13 protein-coding genes are annotated in these 14,985 nt (G+C 54.3%); 3 read left to right on the top strand and 10 right to left on the bottom strand.

What is annotated here, in order from left to right:
* Positions 1-24: 24 nt before the first annotated feature.
* Positions 25-2,190, bottom strand: a complete 2,166-nt coding sequence (locus tag IPK17_RS04800; RefSeq protein ID WP_343416520.1) for an SdrD B-like domain-containing protein — start codon at positions 2,188-2,190, stop codon at positions 25-27.
* A 121-nt stretch (positions 2,191-2,311) separates the two neighbouring features.
* Here IPK17_RS04800 and IPK17_RS04795 point away from each other — a divergent pair, with 121 nt between their 5' ends.
* Together IPK17_RS04795 and IPK17_RS04790 are read left to right on the top strand one after the other, a co-directional pair.
* Positions 2,312-3,643 (top strand): peptidylprolyl isomerase, encoded by a 1,332-nt coding sequence (locus tag IPK17_RS04795; RefSeq protein WP_343416519.1) that lies wholly within the window; start codon positions 2,312-2,314, stop codon positions 3,641-3,643.
* A gap of 356 nt (positions 3,644-3,999) precedes the next feature.
* Complete coding sequence (locus IPK17_RS04790; RefSeq protein WP_343416518.1) at positions 4,000-5,082, top strand: YifB family Mg chelatase-like AAA ATPase; 1,083 nt, start codon at positions 4,000-4,002, stop codon at positions 5,080-5,082.
* Here the strand turns inward: IPK17_RS04790 and IPK17_RS04785 are convergent.
* Positions 4,994-6,685 carry a recombinase family protein gene (locus IPK17_RS04785; RefSeq protein ID WP_343416595.1) on the bottom strand — a complete coding sequence of 564 codons (1,692 nt, stop codon included), beginning with the start codon at positions 6,683-6,685 and terminating at the stop codon, positions 4,994-4,996. The two genes, IPK17_RS04790 and IPK17_RS04785, sit on opposite strands and share 89 nt — an antisense overlap.
* A gap of 95 nt (positions 6,686-6,780) precedes the next feature.
* On the bottom strand, positions 6,781-7,008 hold the full coding sequence (locus IPK17_RS04780; RefSeq protein WP_343416517.1) for a helix-turn-helix domain-containing protein: 228 nt from the start codon (positions 7,006-7,008) through the stop codon (positions 6,781-6,783).
* 909 nt (positions 7,009-7,917) lie between these two features.
* Here IPK17_RS04780 and IPK17_RS04775 point away from each other — a divergent pair.
* A complete protein-coding gene (locus IPK17_RS04775; RefSeq protein WP_343416516.1) occupies positions 7,918-8,772 on the top strand; it encodes a hypothetical protein in 855 nt (284 codons plus the stop codon).
* Between the two features lie 233 nt (positions 8,773-9,005).
* Here IPK17_RS04775 and IPK17_RS04770 read toward each other — a convergent pair whose 3' ends face one another.
* From IPK17_RS04770 to IPK17_RS04740, 7 genes are all read right to left on the bottom strand, one after another.
* Entirely contained in the window at positions 9,006-9,329 is a 324-nt protein-coding gene (locus tag IPK17_RS04770; RefSeq protein ID WP_343416515.1) for a hypothetical protein, read from the bottom strand.
* A gap of 171 nt (positions 9,330-9,500) precedes the next feature.
* Positions 9,501-10,109, bottom strand: a complete 609-nt coding sequence (locus tag IPK17_RS04765) for a toll/interleukin-1 receptor domain-containing protein (RefSeq protein WP_343416514.1) — start codon at positions 10,107-10,109, stop codon at positions 9,501-9,503.
* A gap of 140 nt (positions 10,110-10,249) precedes the next feature.
* Positions 10,250-10,975, bottom strand: coding sequence for a M48 family metallopeptidase (locus IPK17_RS04760; RefSeq protein WP_343416513.1), 726 nt, complete (start codon positions 10,973-10,975; stop codon positions 10,250-10,252).
* The gene (locus IPK17_RS04755) at positions 10,972-11,976 is read right to left on the bottom strand and encodes a type I restriction enzyme endonuclease domain-containing protein (RefSeq protein WP_343416512.1); all 1,005 of its coding nucleotides are present in this window, start codon (positions 11,974-11,976) and stop codon (positions 10,972-10,974) included. The genes IPK17_RS04760 and IPK17_RS04755 overlap by 4 nt, the downstream gene beginning before the upstream one ends.
* On the bottom strand, positions 11,930-14,191 hold the full coding sequence (locus IPK17_RS04750; RefSeq protein WP_343416511.1) for a type I restriction endonuclease subunit R: 2,262 nt from the start codon (positions 14,189-14,191) through the stop codon (positions 11,930-11,932). Before IPK17_RS04750 ends, IPK17_RS04755 begins: the two co-directional genes overlap by 47 nt.
* A 20-nt stretch (positions 14,192-14,211) precedes the next feature.
* A complete protein-coding gene (locus tag IPK17_RS04745; RefSeq protein WP_343416510.1) occupies positions 14,212-14,658 on the bottom strand; it encodes an iron-sulfur binding domain-containing protein in 447 nt (148 codons plus the stop codon).
* Complete coding sequence (locus IPK17_RS04740) at positions 14,631-14,972, bottom strand: hypothetical protein (protein WP_343416509.1); 342 nt, start codon at positions 14,970-14,972, stop codon at positions 14,631-14,633. The genes IPK17_RS04745 and IPK17_RS04740 overlap by 28 nt, the downstream gene beginning before the upstream one ends.
* Positions 14,973-14,985: the final 13 nt, after the last annotated feature.

Here is a 14,985-nt window from a genome sequence, read left to right as displayed (position 1 = left end):
TGTAGCTGACATTCGGTTTGCGGCCTAGTTCCCGCGGCGGCGAAGTGTTGGCGTCGGCATGGGCGGCGCGGCGAGCGCAGCGCGCAGAATGGCGTGTTCGTCCGTGCAGATGATGGCACCATTCAGCAGCACATTCGCCTGAACGATCAGCGTGAAACCGCCGCCAATGGTGCCCTGACTCACGTCGATCACCACGTTGGTATTCGTCCCTGCCGGGACAATCGCCAGTAGACTGCGCGCCTCGTTGAGGATGCGAATTTCGTAGGTCACACCCGCGCTGATGGACGGATCCCAGTAGAAGGTTGCGACTCCATTCGGCAGACCGTCCAGCGGCGAGGTAAGCCGGAAACCGCCGCAAGGGTTGATCTGAGGTGGCGGAAGTTGGTTGCCCGGTGTCGCCGATGGCTGTGGCAGGATGCCAATCGTACTGATGGGGACAATGATGTTGTTCTGGCGAATGCCCGCATCAACGTTAGAAATCGAGATGACATTGCTGGCAATGTTGATGATGTCGGTGAAACCGGCATTGTTTCCCGTTGGGTTGATGTCGCTGTCCTGGGTGTCACTGCCGCCCGCTTGATCTTTGGGCGCGAACGAGGCACTGGTGGCTGGCAGGATCACGCGGATGCGGTAACTGCCCGGCAGCGGCGCAACGACTGTGTATGCGCCGTTGGCGTTGGTCACCGTGCTGGCGATCATGAGAGTCTTGGCGCTGTTCCACAACTGCACGGTCACACCGCTGATACCGACTTCGTTGGTGTCCTGCCGTCCATCGCCATCGGTGTCGCGCCACACGAAGTTCCCGATGTTGATCGGCGTGGGGGTGCGGGTGGGCGTTGGCGTGCGGTAGCGCGCGATGCCAATGTCGATGTTCGAGATCGAGATGACGTTGCTGGCGATATTGATGATGTCGGTGAAACCGAGGTTGTTTCCGCTCGGGTTCACATCGCTGTCCTGTGTGTCATTGCCGCCCGCCTGATCTTTTGGCGCGAACTGATCGAGCATGGCCGGGAGCACCACACGGATGCGATAACTGCCCGGCAGTGGCGCGACGACCGTGTACGCGCCAGTGGCGTTGGTCACGGTGCTGGAAATCATGAGGGTTTTGGCGCTGTTCCATAACTGCACCGTGATGCCCGCTATGCCCGGTTCGCCGGCATCCTGCCGTCCATCCTGATCGAGATCATCCCACACGAAGTTGCCGATGTTAATCGGCGTGGGCGTGCGCGTGGGGGTAGGGGTGCGAAAGCGCACGATGCCGATGTCGATGTTCGAGATCGAGATGACGTTGCTGGCAAGGCTGATCGTATCGGTGAAACCGAGGTCATTGCCCGACGCATTCACATCGCTGTCGGCGGTATCATCACCGCCCGCTTGATTCTTGGGCGCGAACTGATCCAGAACGCTGGGCAGCACCACGCGGATCCGGTAGTTGCCGGGGGTTGGGGCAATCAGCGTATAGTTCCCCGTTGGGCTGGTGACTGTGCTGGCGATCATGAGGGTCTTGGCGCTGTTCCACAACTGCACGGTGATGCCCGCGTATCCCGGTTCACCGGCGTCCTGCCGCCCGTCCTGATCGAGATCGTCCCACACGTAATTGCCGAGATTAATCGGCGTCGGGGTGCGGGTGGGGGTCGGGGTACGGAAGCGGGCGATCCCAGCGTCGAGATTAGAGATTGAGATGACGTTGCTGGCGATGTTGATGATGTCGGTGAACCCGATATTGCTCCCGCTCGGGTTCACATCGCTGTCAGCCGTGTCACTCCCGCCCGCTTGATCTTTGGGTGAGAAGTTGTCGAGCACGCTGGGCAGGACCACCCGAATGCGGTACGAACCGGGCAGCGGCGCGATCAAGGTATATTGCCCGTTGGCTCCGGTCGTGGTTTGACCGATGAGCTGCGTCTTCGCCGGATTCCACAACTGGACGGTGATGCCGCTCATGCCGGGTTCGCCCGCATCCTGCCGCCCATCCTGATCAAGGTCATCCCACACGAAGTTACCTAGGTTAACGGGGGTCGGCGTGCGGGTCGCAGTGGGCACGAGCAGCTCAACGATCAGGGGCAGTGTCTGGATGATCTGCCCATCGTCAGATGCGCTCAGCAGACTCGGACGCTGGATCAGGACGGCCAGCATGATCAGGATGAGGGTGGTCGAAAGCGCAGCAAGGCGCCAGCGCAAATGTTGCATCATACGGCTCCGCTATCTTCTCGCTAAAGTAGTTTCATTCTATGAAGGAATGGAATCGGCGCAAATTGGTGCGAAACGGGTTAGAATGTCGTTTGACATTTTCTATCAGAAATGAGGTCAGGTGATGCGGCGAATTGGCTTGGGGCTGATCCTCTTGCTGTTGGGCGCGGCGGTAACGTTCGCTCAGGATTATGTGCCGAACGATATGGGCGCGATCACGGTGGAAGCGAGCGCGCAGGGCGAGTTTGAAGCCGGGGTACGTGACCAGTACACGCTCGACATAGCTGAAGACGGCTTGGTCAACGTGTTTCTGGATGGTACGGCGGATACCGACACGTATCTGCGGGTGTACCGCAACGGCGACGATGTTCCGCTGGCGGAAAACGATGATCGCGGCGATTGCACGTTGTTCTCCGCGGTGACGGATCTGGCGGTGGAGGCGGGCGATTCGCTCATCATCGAAGTGGGCACGTATGGCGATACGGGGGCTGGTCCGTACACGCTGCGCGTGGTACCGCCCGCCGCGGTGGTGGACTTCGGCGAAATCAGCCTCGACGAGGTCGTCGAGGGCGTGTTCACACCGAATGAACGTCAGCGTTATACGCTCACGCTGACCGAGACGACCGCGCTGCGCGTGCTGCTCGAAAGCGCCGACGCGGATGCCTATCTGCGCCTGTACGCCGACGCAGGGGACGCGCCGCAGGTGCAGAGCAGCGACATCAGCGCGGAGGATACGTCGGCAGGCTTCGAGGCGCTGGTCGTGCCCGGCGGTACGACGCTCGTGATCGAAGTCGCGACGGCAGGCGATGGCGGTGCGGGCGACTATACCCTCACGGTCGAAACGGCGGCGGTTGATCTGCCCGTGATGGCTGAGGCCGCCGCGCTGAGCGCCGAACTCCCGGTCGATGTGTGCGCGGAGGCCGCCGACACGCCCGAACCGACACGCTTGCAGTACTTCGCGCCGGAAGAAGTCTTGCAGCCCGGCGTCGACTACGGCGCGATCTTCTGCACGGCGGCGGGCAACTTCCACGTCGACCTGTATGAAACGGAAGCGCCGATCACCGTCAACAGCTTTGTGTATCTCGCGCTCAACCATTTCTTTGATAACACAACCTTTCACCGAGTGATCCCGGACTTCGTCGTACAGGGTGGCGATCCGTTGGGGACGGGCTTAGGCGGCCCCGGTTATGAATTCGTCAACGAAACGGATAACGAGTTGACCTTCAATGGCATCGGCGTGGTGGGTATGGCGAATGCCGGACCAGATACCAACGGCAGTCAGTTCTTCATCACGCTGGCGCCCGTTGGCCGCTTGACGGGCGGCTACACGATCTTTGGACAGGTGCTGGAAGGCATGGGGTCGGTGTTCGACATCGCCGAACGTGATCCCGAAACCGCCACCGAACCGGGAACGATCCTGTATCGCGTCGTAATCGTCACTGCGAATCAGACCTAACACGCTTGATCCGGGGCATCCCCGTCGATGCCCCGCGACTTGCGGTCGCTTTGGCCACGAGCAGCCCGATGACCTCCTTGACAGCACCCAAACTAGCTTGGGGACTCGTGCGTGTGCATCCCAAAATGGTTGCTTGTGGCCGGCACCGATAGTAACTTCTGCTCAAACGCTAGCAGCTATTGGTTGATACGATTCAGTATAGTGATCATGTTGGCCTATGCGCGTGATCTCCGTCGAAAACCCGCCGAAAACCCGAGGCTGGAGTGCGACTTTGTTCCGACAAGCGCACTGATTGCTGAAAATCCGCTGACCGCTATACTTGGCACTAGCAATTAAGGATTCGCTCTGGGGGAGTCATGCTGGCAATTGTCAACGCCTGCGCGGTCATCGGCTTGGAAGGCTGCATCGTCGAAGTACAAACCGATTTTAATCCGCGTGCTGGTCTCCCCAGTTTTACCATCGTCGGCCTGCCGGATAATGCCGTCAAAGAGAGCCGGGAACGCGTCCGGTCGGCGATTCGCAACAGTGGTTTCGACTTTATCAACAAGGCGTACGTGATCAACCTGAGTCCCGCCGATTTGCCGAAGAGCGGTCCAGCCTACGATCTCGCGGGCGCGGTCGGTGTGCTGGCGGCGACCGATCAAGTGCCGCTGACCTCCATTGACGGGGCGGTGTTTCTCGGCGAACTCTCGCTCGATGGCAGCGTGCGCCATGTCAAAGGCATTATGCCGATGGTCTACACGGCGCAGCAGGCCGGGTTTGCGCGCGCTTATGTCCCGGCGGATGACGCGCCGGAAGCCGCCCTCGTCGCCGGGATCGAAATCATCCCCGTGCGTTCGCTCGCTGAACTGGTCGAGCATCTTTACGGTCTGAACCCCATTCCTGTGTATTTCGCAGTTGTGGACACAGCCGAACCCGCGATCCCCGATGGCTTGGTCGACTTTGCCGACGTGAAGGGGCAGCACTTTGTGAAAAGAGCGCTGGAGATCGCCGCGGGTGGTAATCACAACGTGCGCTTGATCGGGTCGCCGGGGACGGGCAAAACGCTGCTCGCGCGGGCGATGCCGGGGATTATGCCGCCCTTGAGCTACGCCGAAGCGCTCGACGTAACGCGCATCTACTCAGTGGCGGATATGCTGCAAAGCGATGAGCCGCTGGTACGTTATCGACCATTCCGCGCGCCGCACCACACGACGAGTCAAGCGGGCATCATCGGCGGCGGATCAATTCCCAAGCCCGGGGAATGCACCCTCGCGCACCGCGGCATCCTCTTCTTGGATGAAGTTACCGAGATGTCGGTGCATGTGCTGGAAGTTCTGCGCCAGCCCATCGAAGACAAGATTGTCACCATCAGCCGCGCCAAAGGCAGCCTGACGTTCCCCGCGAATTTCTTGCTGGTCGTCGCGCACAACCCCTGCCCATGTGGGTATTCACAATAGTGAAAACACCATTTATTGCGCCGTCCAGTTCGAGCCGACCATTTTTGACATCCAGCACAATTTTATCTATGACGAGCCGTAGGATTCGTTGCTTGAGCTCAAAGGGTGGATCGAGTTTGATGTTTGCCTGCTGAAGCGCACTCGACATGTTGAGAATCGAACGCTTCCGTTCTTCAACTTGCTCAGGGCTCTGAACCTGCGCGCGAAGTTTCGCAATCTGGAAATTCAGATTCGCCATTTCTTCCTTGAGCTTTTTTCGCTCAGCTGCATATTCTTGTGCATCAAACGCATCTGCCTCATATGCGCGAGCCAATTTCCTATCGCGTTCAGGGAATTTGTCGAGTTCTTTCTGTAGATATGCGATTTGGGCTTGGAGCCCTTTATTTCGTTCGCTTGTTGCGTCCGACTCGAGTGCATCAATTAATACCTGAGGGTTTAGCAGTGCCTCGCACACAATATGCCAAACCGCATCGTCCAATATATCGCAACGTATTTGGCTATTCTGACACTCCTCTGATTTACGTAGATATTTCGGGCGCGTGCTGTAGAACGGGCATCTGTAGCCGCGATACGGATAGTGGCGATCTTTTCCATTCTTTTTTCGATGCGTTGAACCAGTGAAGGACCAACCGCAGTAAGCGCATTTTACGAGTCCGGTCAAGAGATAAGGGACTTTGGCGTTTCGGCGTGCAGTCTTTTTGTTCTGTGCCAGCATTCGATTTGCAGCATCCCAATCCTCAGGTGAGACGATTGCAGGAACAGGTACGTGTATCCATTCTTCACGTGGGCGTTCCACTTTGCACTTCACTTTCCGAGTTGAAATTCCGTCTCTCGACAGTTTTTCAATCGTTTTGTGTTCCCATCGGTGTGAGTAAAAATTCCCCTTGTAGACTTCGTTTATGAGCGTCACTCGGATCTGAGCTGCCTCCCAATGTTTGTACTTCTTAGGTGGCTTGATACCAGTTTGCTCAAGATCAAATGCAATTTGGCGCATTGAATCGCCTAACAGATAACGTTGAAAGATTTGGCGGACGATTTCGGCCTCTTCATCATTGATGGCGTAGTAGGTGAAGCGTTTTGCGCGTTCACCTTCTTTTCCGCTGTCATCCACCAATTTGTATCCATATGCAGCGCTTGTTGCCGTGACTCGACCGCTTTTCGCTTTGAGTATCTTTCCTTCGATCATGACTTGCTTTGCCCGTTCCATTCCCTCTTGGGCTACTGCTCCCATTACTGCCCGTTGGGTAAGGGGGCCTGGATCTTTCCAGTATATGAGCTCAATGCCATGCTTGGTCTCCAACTCATGTCGTAAATACCCCTGATGCCATTCAGCATTGCGTGACAATCTGTCTAGATGTTCGATTATCACAACATCAGCACGTCTTGATTGTTTAGACTTGATCTCATTACGAAGCAATGTGAGTTGCGGACGATCTTCAAACTCAAATCCTGAAGCATCATCGGCAAATATCATGTCCCAAGGAATGTAGAAGCCTTTCGCTTTTGCAATCTCATGAATGTGTTGAATTTGGCGTGGCAGACCACTTCGCCCCTCGTCAGCCTGATCATGGCTTGAGACTCGAAGATAGGCAAAGGCGAGTATACCGTTTGGATCACCAATGACTCCCCTGTCGCAAGTTGATCGAAGACAGCTTTGAAGAAATCGGGATTAGCCATTCTTGATTCATCTCCATCTGATTACTCAGTATCGTTTTTGTTCTTGACCGGATATCTATGCGCCATATCCGGTCGATAGTTCTCGTTTTTCCATCTTTCGAGATCGCTGGCATATACAAACCAGTCTCGCCCAATTTTCACTGCCTTTATCGTTCCGTTTTTGGCAGCAAGATGCAACGTGTTTCTTGCAACGCCTGCTCGCCGTGCCGCTTCTGGCACGGGCACCAGATCGCCTAGTTCTTCACTCATCGTAGTACCTGTGTCCTACATTGTCAAGCTACTGTACCCTCCAATCTACCTGCTGTCCGGCGAATATCAAAACATTGCGAAATGATGGTGATGGTTTGTTGTCCATCTGTTTGGAAGATTGAGAAATGGCTCAATGTGGGCGAGTGCCTCAACTAACTGACTCTTCCAGCGGTTTGTCGACGAGGCTCGCTAAATCACCGTACTGTTGCGTGAACATCCATTCGATCAGCAATGTAGCTGCGTGACGCAACCGAGACTCATCTTGAGTTTGCGAGGTAGATTGAGTAGGACAAACGTGATCTACGTTGTCAACCAGAGTCGCCAAAATACCCCTCCTTGGGGATTTTGAACGAGCTCGGGATCAAACTGGTTGACGCGCCAAACTTTTTCATCTCGGATGGATTCCATTGAGGAGGCGATCCGAGACGTTCGTTCATAGAGAAGTAGCTAAATGTGCTTCTATATAAAGATTATCATCGTTCACTGAAACGCACAACTACCCAATTGGGAGAATTCAGAAACTGATCAATACCGCAACTTAAAATGCATGGTACACTTTCCGTATTAGAAGTATAGAGAACCCCACGCTCACTAAATCACTAAATGGATTTTCAACCATTTCGTGACGGATGAATTCATCCTGATGGCGTCGCGTTCAAGCACTTCAGCTGTGTAACAGCCACAGCTTTTGCTTGATACGTGATGTCACAGGATGTTTTTATGTCTGGAAATTCAACTAACAGCACAGCCAATCATGATCTTGGTCCACACGGACGTTTTTATACTGTACGGAACTACCGTTCGTGCTATTCCCGTAAGGGCAAAAACAATCGTCCGTGTGGTCGATGGAATTGCAAGAAACGACGTTGCCGCGACCTATGGTCGTACCGGGTAGAACGTCGAATAGAGATGGGACTGACAGAGTTACTGAATGAAGGACATGAACTCTATTTCGTCACCCTGCATCTGAAGAATGTCAGTCAACCAACTGAGACAATGCAGGAAATAAGCGCCACGCACGAGTTGCTGAACAAAGCACTCAAAGAGATGCGCAAGTTTGCCAGAACCGAAAAGAGAGAGTTGTATTTTATGCGCATCTCTGGTACTAAGTCTGATGACGCAACGACTCCACACCAACTCCATACTCACGCGATATTCAGCTTGATCCCTGATGGAGAACCTATGCCATCGAAATCGCATCCTCATCGCTACCAGTCGGAAACCTTCCAGAAAATTGCAGAGAAATATGGATTACGGGTATGGATCAGTAAAGTTTATAGTCCGAAGTACTTAGCGCAATATATGTGCAGAAACCTTCGCCAGTTAAATGATGCAGCCTTAAGCGGACACATCGATCTGCCCTCTGGCTACAATCGCGTGTCTTTCTCACAAAATTGGTGGAAATCCGACTACCTAAGGAATCTGGCTAAGCGACGAGCCAAGAGACACACAGCGGTTAAGGTCACTTCGAACGATTGGAAGCAACTAGTCCCCAAACTACCAGAAATGTCACTTCTAGGTGACTTCCTATTTATAAGATGTGCAACATCCGGATGGAAATGTAGACAGGTTCACCTGTCGGTCGTTTACTGTATCACCATGTTAAGCGACGAATTCAAGCGAAATCATGCTCTATCGTCCATTGGGTTATTCAGCTCAGAAAAGGGTGGTCGCGGTATTCTCGACATCTCAGGTCATGAATTCAGTTCAATCCCGCAATTCGAGATGTCAAAACACAAAAGTGTCAACGGTGGCAAGAGTTAGATACAAGTACTGCGAAAGCAAGCATTCTGAATGGACTACAGACACCTACAAGGGACGTAAGTCACTTGGCGGAGCAGCATATCACTTGACCAGACCACCGCCAATTCCAGTAAACTATCAACCCTTACGTAATTTTGAATGGGGTAAGTTCAAATCAATGATCTGTTGAGGCTCTTAGAAAATCTCGAAGCAATTCGGATTTGTGCAGGAGCCTTCTTACGATCTCAAGATTTTCAAGAACCCGTTGATGAAATAGATCCTAAACGCTCCTTGATGAATGCTCTGCCTGTCAGTACATTAGCTGTCGACTTAAGTTCACCCATACTAGTTTTTAACTCTAGGTTTTGCTCTGTTAAGTAGAATACAGATTGCCTGAGCATTTTTTCATACGTCGTCGCGCTACTGGCAACCTTAATAAGCATTTTGATGTCACCCTGAAAAAGTTCAAGTGCGATTGCCCCATTCGCAATAGTTTCATACACCGGGTTATCGTCCGGTGTTAAAGTCTCAAACCCGATTAATTCCCCAATTGCTAGACCTCGGGGGCGTATCTTCACAGTGAAATTCTCTTGTCCCATGCCTCACAAGAGTAACCGCAGCCGCTTGGATGTCCTTTGCATAAGCTCCGGCCTGTAAAAGTCCATTCGACTTATGGTTTTTAAACACAAACACTATGTTGATCGGTCTCAAAAAGTAGTCAACAAATAGCAACCTTAGTACTTCTGAGCCTATGGTTCTATTCGTTTTCCTTCAAAAATAGCATCGATAAGTTTCTTTCTTGCTTGGGCGTAACGCTCTTCAAGCTTTTGATCAGTGTCTGCTAGGTCAAAAACATCAAGGAATTTACTCAAGTTGTCTCGAAGAGGTGGATTCTCATCTTTCTTTGCACGTTTAACAGCTACATCTATATCTTTGAAAATAGACTCAATTTGCGCACCAAAAGTGTCATCTGACCGAAGCCTCTTGGCGTTTAATCGCAACAATGGTTTCAAACTATCTGGCAAGTCGTCACTTAGTGGTAGTTGTGCATCCTCAAGGCAGATCGGAACAACAATACGATTATTCTCCAGCGCCAATTCAATTTCGGTGCGTACCCAATCCTGTTTGAAGGCTTTTTCTTTGAGCAGCTCCAACCATCTCACGCCAATAACAACAATTAGGACATCCCCTTCTTTGACTCTCTTAGTCAATTCTTGGTGAAAATCAATTCCAGCCTCCATATTGAAGTCAATAAACACATTTTGCTCCCCATAACGTGATTTGAACTTATCGCCAATCCGATAGGTGAAATCTTTGTTATCGTCGCGTCTGTAACTGATGAAGAAACTCGGACTCACAAGAATAACTCCCAAGCTGGCAACTGAGGAAAAAACGTACTTAATTATACTTTGATCCTGATAGCCATTTCACAAAGGCCGTCGCCTTTTTGCGAAAAGCCTAAACGACACGGTGTCGTTTGAGGTGCAAGCATTCAGGGCTAGCTAGTCTCCGCTCGATTAAGCCGGTTTCGCCGCTGCTGCCAATCGGGGAGAATGCGCTCTAGCAGTTTGAAGAATGCGGGACTGTGGTTCATCTCTTTGAGGTGACACAGCTCATGCAGGAGCACATAGTCGATTAGCTCAAGAGGCAGGTTGACCAGCTTGGGGTTGAGGCTTAGCCGTCCCGCTGGTGTGCAGCTTCCCCAACGTGTTTTCATGTCCTTGACGACGATCTCCGGACGGGGGATGCCGAGCGATTCGACACGGGCAAAACAAGCGTCTAAACGCTCCGAAAACACGCGTTCTGCCTGTCGTCTGTACCAACTATCCAATAATGCAGCTACGCGCCGTTTATCCCCCGTTTTGGGCGTATACACGGCGATGTAGCTGCCGTCCAACAGAACACGTTCAACCCGATCTTCGAGCACCTTGAGGCGGTACTGATGACCGAGAAAACGGTAGGCTTCACCGCTGACATAGCGCCGGGGCAAAGGGGATTCAATCGGTGCTTCGCGGAACTTGCGCTGCTGTTTGGCGATCCACGGCGCGCGCTTGGCAACACCACCTTCAATCGCCTCCAATGGGGTATCAAGGGGCGCATACACGACGACGCTGAGATCAGGGTAGACCTCCAATTTCAGCGTCGTGCGATTAGTGTAGACCAGCTCATACTCGATGTCGGTTGTGCCGTACTGATAGTGATGCGTGCCGCCGAGACGGTTCATAGGCTCAGTTCATAGCGGCGCTGCGCAGTTGCCAGCACGTTATCGACAATCGTGTCCATATCGCCGCCTGTGAGCGGAACGCCGAGCGCATCCCGTGCATCATAGAGGGCATCTTCCAGCTTGTCGCACATTTGATTGCGCACGATTGGGTTATACATCCAGTCGCGGATTTGCAGGCGACGGATGGACTCCTCAAACGTGATGGCGAGATCGGCGACCTGCGAGAGCACATCAGCCGATAGCGCATCGGCGGCGGTGTGCGTGAACGTCTCGACCAGCAGTCCATAGTACGCCGGGGCGTCTTTACGTCCGTCGAGCTGCGGCGGGAGTGAGCTGTCGCGCCCGGTGCGGATCTGATCGAGCGCGCCCTCCATGCGGTTCAGGTACTCGATTTCGCTCAGGCGTCCCTGCCGATATTCCTCAATCGTGTCTTCGATCATCTGCGAGAACTTACGGTAAAACGCCGGGTCTTCTTCCAGCTTCTCCGTCGCCGTCTTCTTCAGGCGGTAGGCGATGCTGTCCGCAAGGGCTTCGGTGCTGCCCCCGGTGAACTCCGCGACCGCCGACTCGAATTGGCGTTCATCGAAGATGTTGACCTCTGGCACAATCACCGCGACCTCTTTGGCCTGAATGTGATCGTCCAGCAGCTTGCGGATTTTGTCCTCGTACTCGCTGTAGTCGATGCTTTCGGCATAGCGGAGCTTGACCGACATGCGCAGACTGTGGAAGAATTTGAGATCCGCCTTATACGCCTGTAAACGGGCATCCCATTCCGGTTCGGCGAATTCGGCGCGGCTTTGAGCGACGCGCAGCAGGTTGATGAACTTGGTCAGCCGTTCGTAGAATTCGCGCCGCCGATCCTCAGGTTCAAGGAAGCGTTCGAGTGCCTCCTGATCGCGGCGGTTGCCGACCGGGTTGAAGAAACTGAGCAGTTGATCGTGCAGTTGGGGCAGCTCATTGGCGATCTCCCCGCCGGGATGACGATCCCTGCACGTCCTCAAGGTCGAAGCCTTCGAGCGCGTTATAGGTCTGCATCGCCTCGTTGAGTTCGCCCAACACCCCGCGATAATCCACGATGTAGCCGAACTCTTTGCCTTCGTACAGCCGATTGACGCGGGCGATGGCTTGCAGCAGGTTGTGCTCCTGCAAATGCTTGTCGATGTAGAGCACGGTGTTGAGCGGTTCATCGAAGCCGACGAGCAGCTTATCCACGACGATCAGAATCTCGGTCCCGTCGTCACGGGCAAAGGATGCCTTCACCCCTTTGAGGTAACGTTCCTCATCGGTGTAGCGCCCCATCATCTGCTTCCAGAAGGTTTGCACGAGGGGCAGCTCACCATCATCGACATCGTCATTGCCTTCACGGGTATCCGGCGAGGAAATGACCACCTCGCAGTCAATGCCCTCGTCTTGCAGCATCTGCCGATAGAGGATCGCGACTTCTTTACTGCTCGTCGCCAACTGCGCCTTGAAGCCCGTCCCGCGCCAGTTGTCCTTATAGTGCTCGGCGATGTCGTAGGCGATGAGTTGCAGGCGCGCCTTCACCCGGTTGACCTCTTCCGCGCGGCTCATCTTGCGCTTGAGGTCGGCGATTTGCTCCGCATTGAGCTTGCGCGTGCGCCGTTCAAACCACTGATCGAGCTGATCGCGGCTGACATCCATATCGACCAAGCGCCCCTCGTACAAGAGCGGCGCGACCGCCCCATCATCGACCGCCTGCCGCATGGTGTATTTGTGGATGAACCCGCCGAACTTGGTCGCCGTGCTCTTTTCCGCCTTGAGCAGCGGCGTCCCGGTGAAGCCGATGTAACACCCCTTCTGGAAGACGGCGCGCATTTTCGCCTGACTTCTGCCGTACTGACTGCGGTGACTCTCATCGACCAGCACGAACACGTTGGGGTTGGCATCGCGTAAATCGCTGTTGGCGACCGTCTCGAACTTGTCGATCACCGTGGTGATGATCTCATGGCGCGGTTCGCGGATGAGGTCGGTGAGGTGCTTGCCCGACCGCGCCTGCGCGACCGTTTTGCCACACGCGCGAAACGTCTTCCAGATTTGATCGTCAAGGTCGATGCGGTCGGTGACGAGGACGACGCGCGGATTTTGCACCTGCGGATGCAGCGCCAGCGCCTTCGCCAGCATGACCATCGTGAGCGATTTGCCGCTCCCGGTCGTGTGCCAGATCACGCCGCCCGCCCGCGTGCCATCTGCGCCGATGTCCTTGACGCGCTCGACCGTGGCCTTGACCGCGAAATACTGTTGATAGCGGGCGATCTTCTTACGCCCGTTGTCGTACAGCACGAAGCCATAGGCCAGATCCAGCAAGCGCGCGGGACGAAGCAGCGCATACACAGCACGATCCTGCCCGGTGGGTAAGCGCGGCTGAGCGTCGTTGGCGTCCATCTCGCGGCGCAGACGAGCGGCATCGGAGTGCCAGCCGTACAGCCGATCTTTCTCCGCAGCGGTCAGGCGCGTGTTGATCAGCCGCATGACCTCCGGTTCGATGTCGCCTTCCTCTTTCCACACTGCCCAAAACTTCTTGGGGGTCGCCAGCGTCGCATACAGCGCGTGATTGGTATCGACCGCCATGAGGAGCTGCGCATAGGCGAACAGGTGCGGGATTTCGTCTTCCAGCCGCTGATTGCGCAGCATTTGGCTGACACCCTCATACGCCCCCCATTCCCCGCGATTCGCCTCTTTGTCGGGGCGTTTACACTCGATGACGGCGAGTGGGATGCCGTTGACGAACAGCACAATATCGGGGCGGCGCGTTTGATAGCTGCCGCGCCGTTCGACCGTGAATTCGTCGGTGACGTGGTACACGTTGTTGGCGGGATGCTGCCAGTCGATGAAGTCGAGATTGAAGCTGGTACGGCTCCCGTCGATAACCTGCTCCACCCCTTTGCCCAACGTGAGCAGTTCGTAGACCGCCATGCTCGCCGCCGTCAGCCCTTGATTGAGCGGCACATCCTTGAGCGCATTGACCGCCGCCGTGATGTTGGCCGCGCTGAAGGAGTAACGACTGCCTTTGTGGGCAAAGCTGCGCCGGGACAGCCAGTCCGTGAGGATGGTATCGAGCAGCACGCCGCCGACCTTGCCATTGCGCGCGCTGACCGCTTCCTGCGGGGGGAGGTACTGCCAACCGAGCGCCATGAGCAACCGCACAGCGGGAAGCTGCGACACGCGATCTTCGAGGTACGAGGGGTTCCCGCTCATGGTCACCTTGACTACCTAATCTATTTGGACTGGCTTACGCCGACTTTTGGGCACACATCTGCAAACGAACACTGTGAACACAGAGGCTTAACCGCTTTGCAGATGTCCTTGCCATGCTGAAACAAAGCTATATCGATAATGCCGGGGAACTCCGGATAGATTTCACGGGCAGCATAAATGAGGTCATCAGTGTTTGCTCTATCGGAGATCAGATGTAAGCGATACATCGTACGACGGACATGACGATCTGGCGACACATCAATGAAATGCAGATCGCGCATCGGTATCTGAAAGTCCCGCACTAAAATATTCGCTGCCATTGGCGCAATCTTCACACCTATGCCGTCGAACTCTAGAAAACGGCGAACAACTGTTGCACTGCTTGGACAACCGCTCCATATACGAGAAGCATCCCCTTCATATTCATGTTCAATTCGTCTCACTGCCGACGCAAAGAACTTCGCCATTCTTGAATTGAAGCGATGAAGTTTTCCTTCCGCAAAAATCTGCCGGTATTTTCGTCGCTGGTTGCGGCAAAGTGCGTAAATCCCATCCCCCCGATCAGATCAGCAACAAGAACGGGGATCTTCCAAAAACGGGTAGCATCACCCTGTTGATCCATCACACAGCCGAGGACAAACAAATGCGGATACTCATCAAGGTTATTGAGCCGCTCATCCACTTCAGGAATTTTTGTAAACTCTGAAATACGCTTTTGACGTTGGTTGAAGGCTTGATTGCCTTGTTCAATCAGCCGTCGTGAAATTTCGGCGTAATTCATGGCGTTTCCTCTA

It is taken from the genome of Candidatus Flexifilum breve, assembly GCF_016713355.1.
This window is presented reverse-complemented; position numbering and strand designations above follow the sequence as displayed.

Excerpts from the sequence above, each read along its gene's own strand:
- IPK17_RS04800 (WP_343416520.1), bottom strand. The coding sequence starts at position 2,190 with ATGATGCAACATTTGCGCTGGCGCCTTGCTGCGCTTTCGACCACCCTC.
- IPK17_RS04795 (WP_343416519.1), top strand. The coding sequence starts at position 2,312 with ATGCGGCGAATTGGCTTGGGGCTGATCCTCTTGCTGTTGGGCGCGGCG.
- IPK17_RS04790 (WP_343416518.1), top strand. The coding sequence starts at position 4,000 with ATGCTGGCAATTGTCAACGCCTGCGCGGTCATCGGCTTGGAAGGCTGC.
- IPK17_RS04780 (WP_343416517.1), bottom strand. The coding sequence starts at position 7,008 with ATGAGTGAAGAACTAGGCGATCTGGTGCCCGTGCCAGAAGCGGCACGG.
- IPK17_RS04775 (WP_343416516.1), top strand. The coding sequence starts at position 7,918 with ATGGGACTGACAGAGTTACTGAATGAAGGACATGAACTCTATTTCGTC.
- IPK17_RS04760 (WP_343416513.1), bottom strand. The coding sequence starts at position 10,975 with ATGAACCGTCTCGGCGGCACGCATCACTATCAGTACGGCACAACCGAC.
- IPK17_RS04750 (WP_343416511.1), bottom strand. The coding sequence starts at position 14,191 with ATGAGCGGGAACCCCTCGTACCTCGAAGATCGCGTGTCGCAGCTTCCC.
- IPK17_RS04745 (WP_343416510.1), bottom strand. The coding sequence starts at position 14,658 with ATGGCGAAGTTCTTTGCGTCGGCAGTGAGACGAATTGAACATGAATAT.
- IPK17_RS04740 (WP_343416509.1), bottom strand. The coding sequence starts at position 14,972 with ATGAATTACGCCGAAATTTCACGACGGCTGATTGAACAAGGCAATCAA.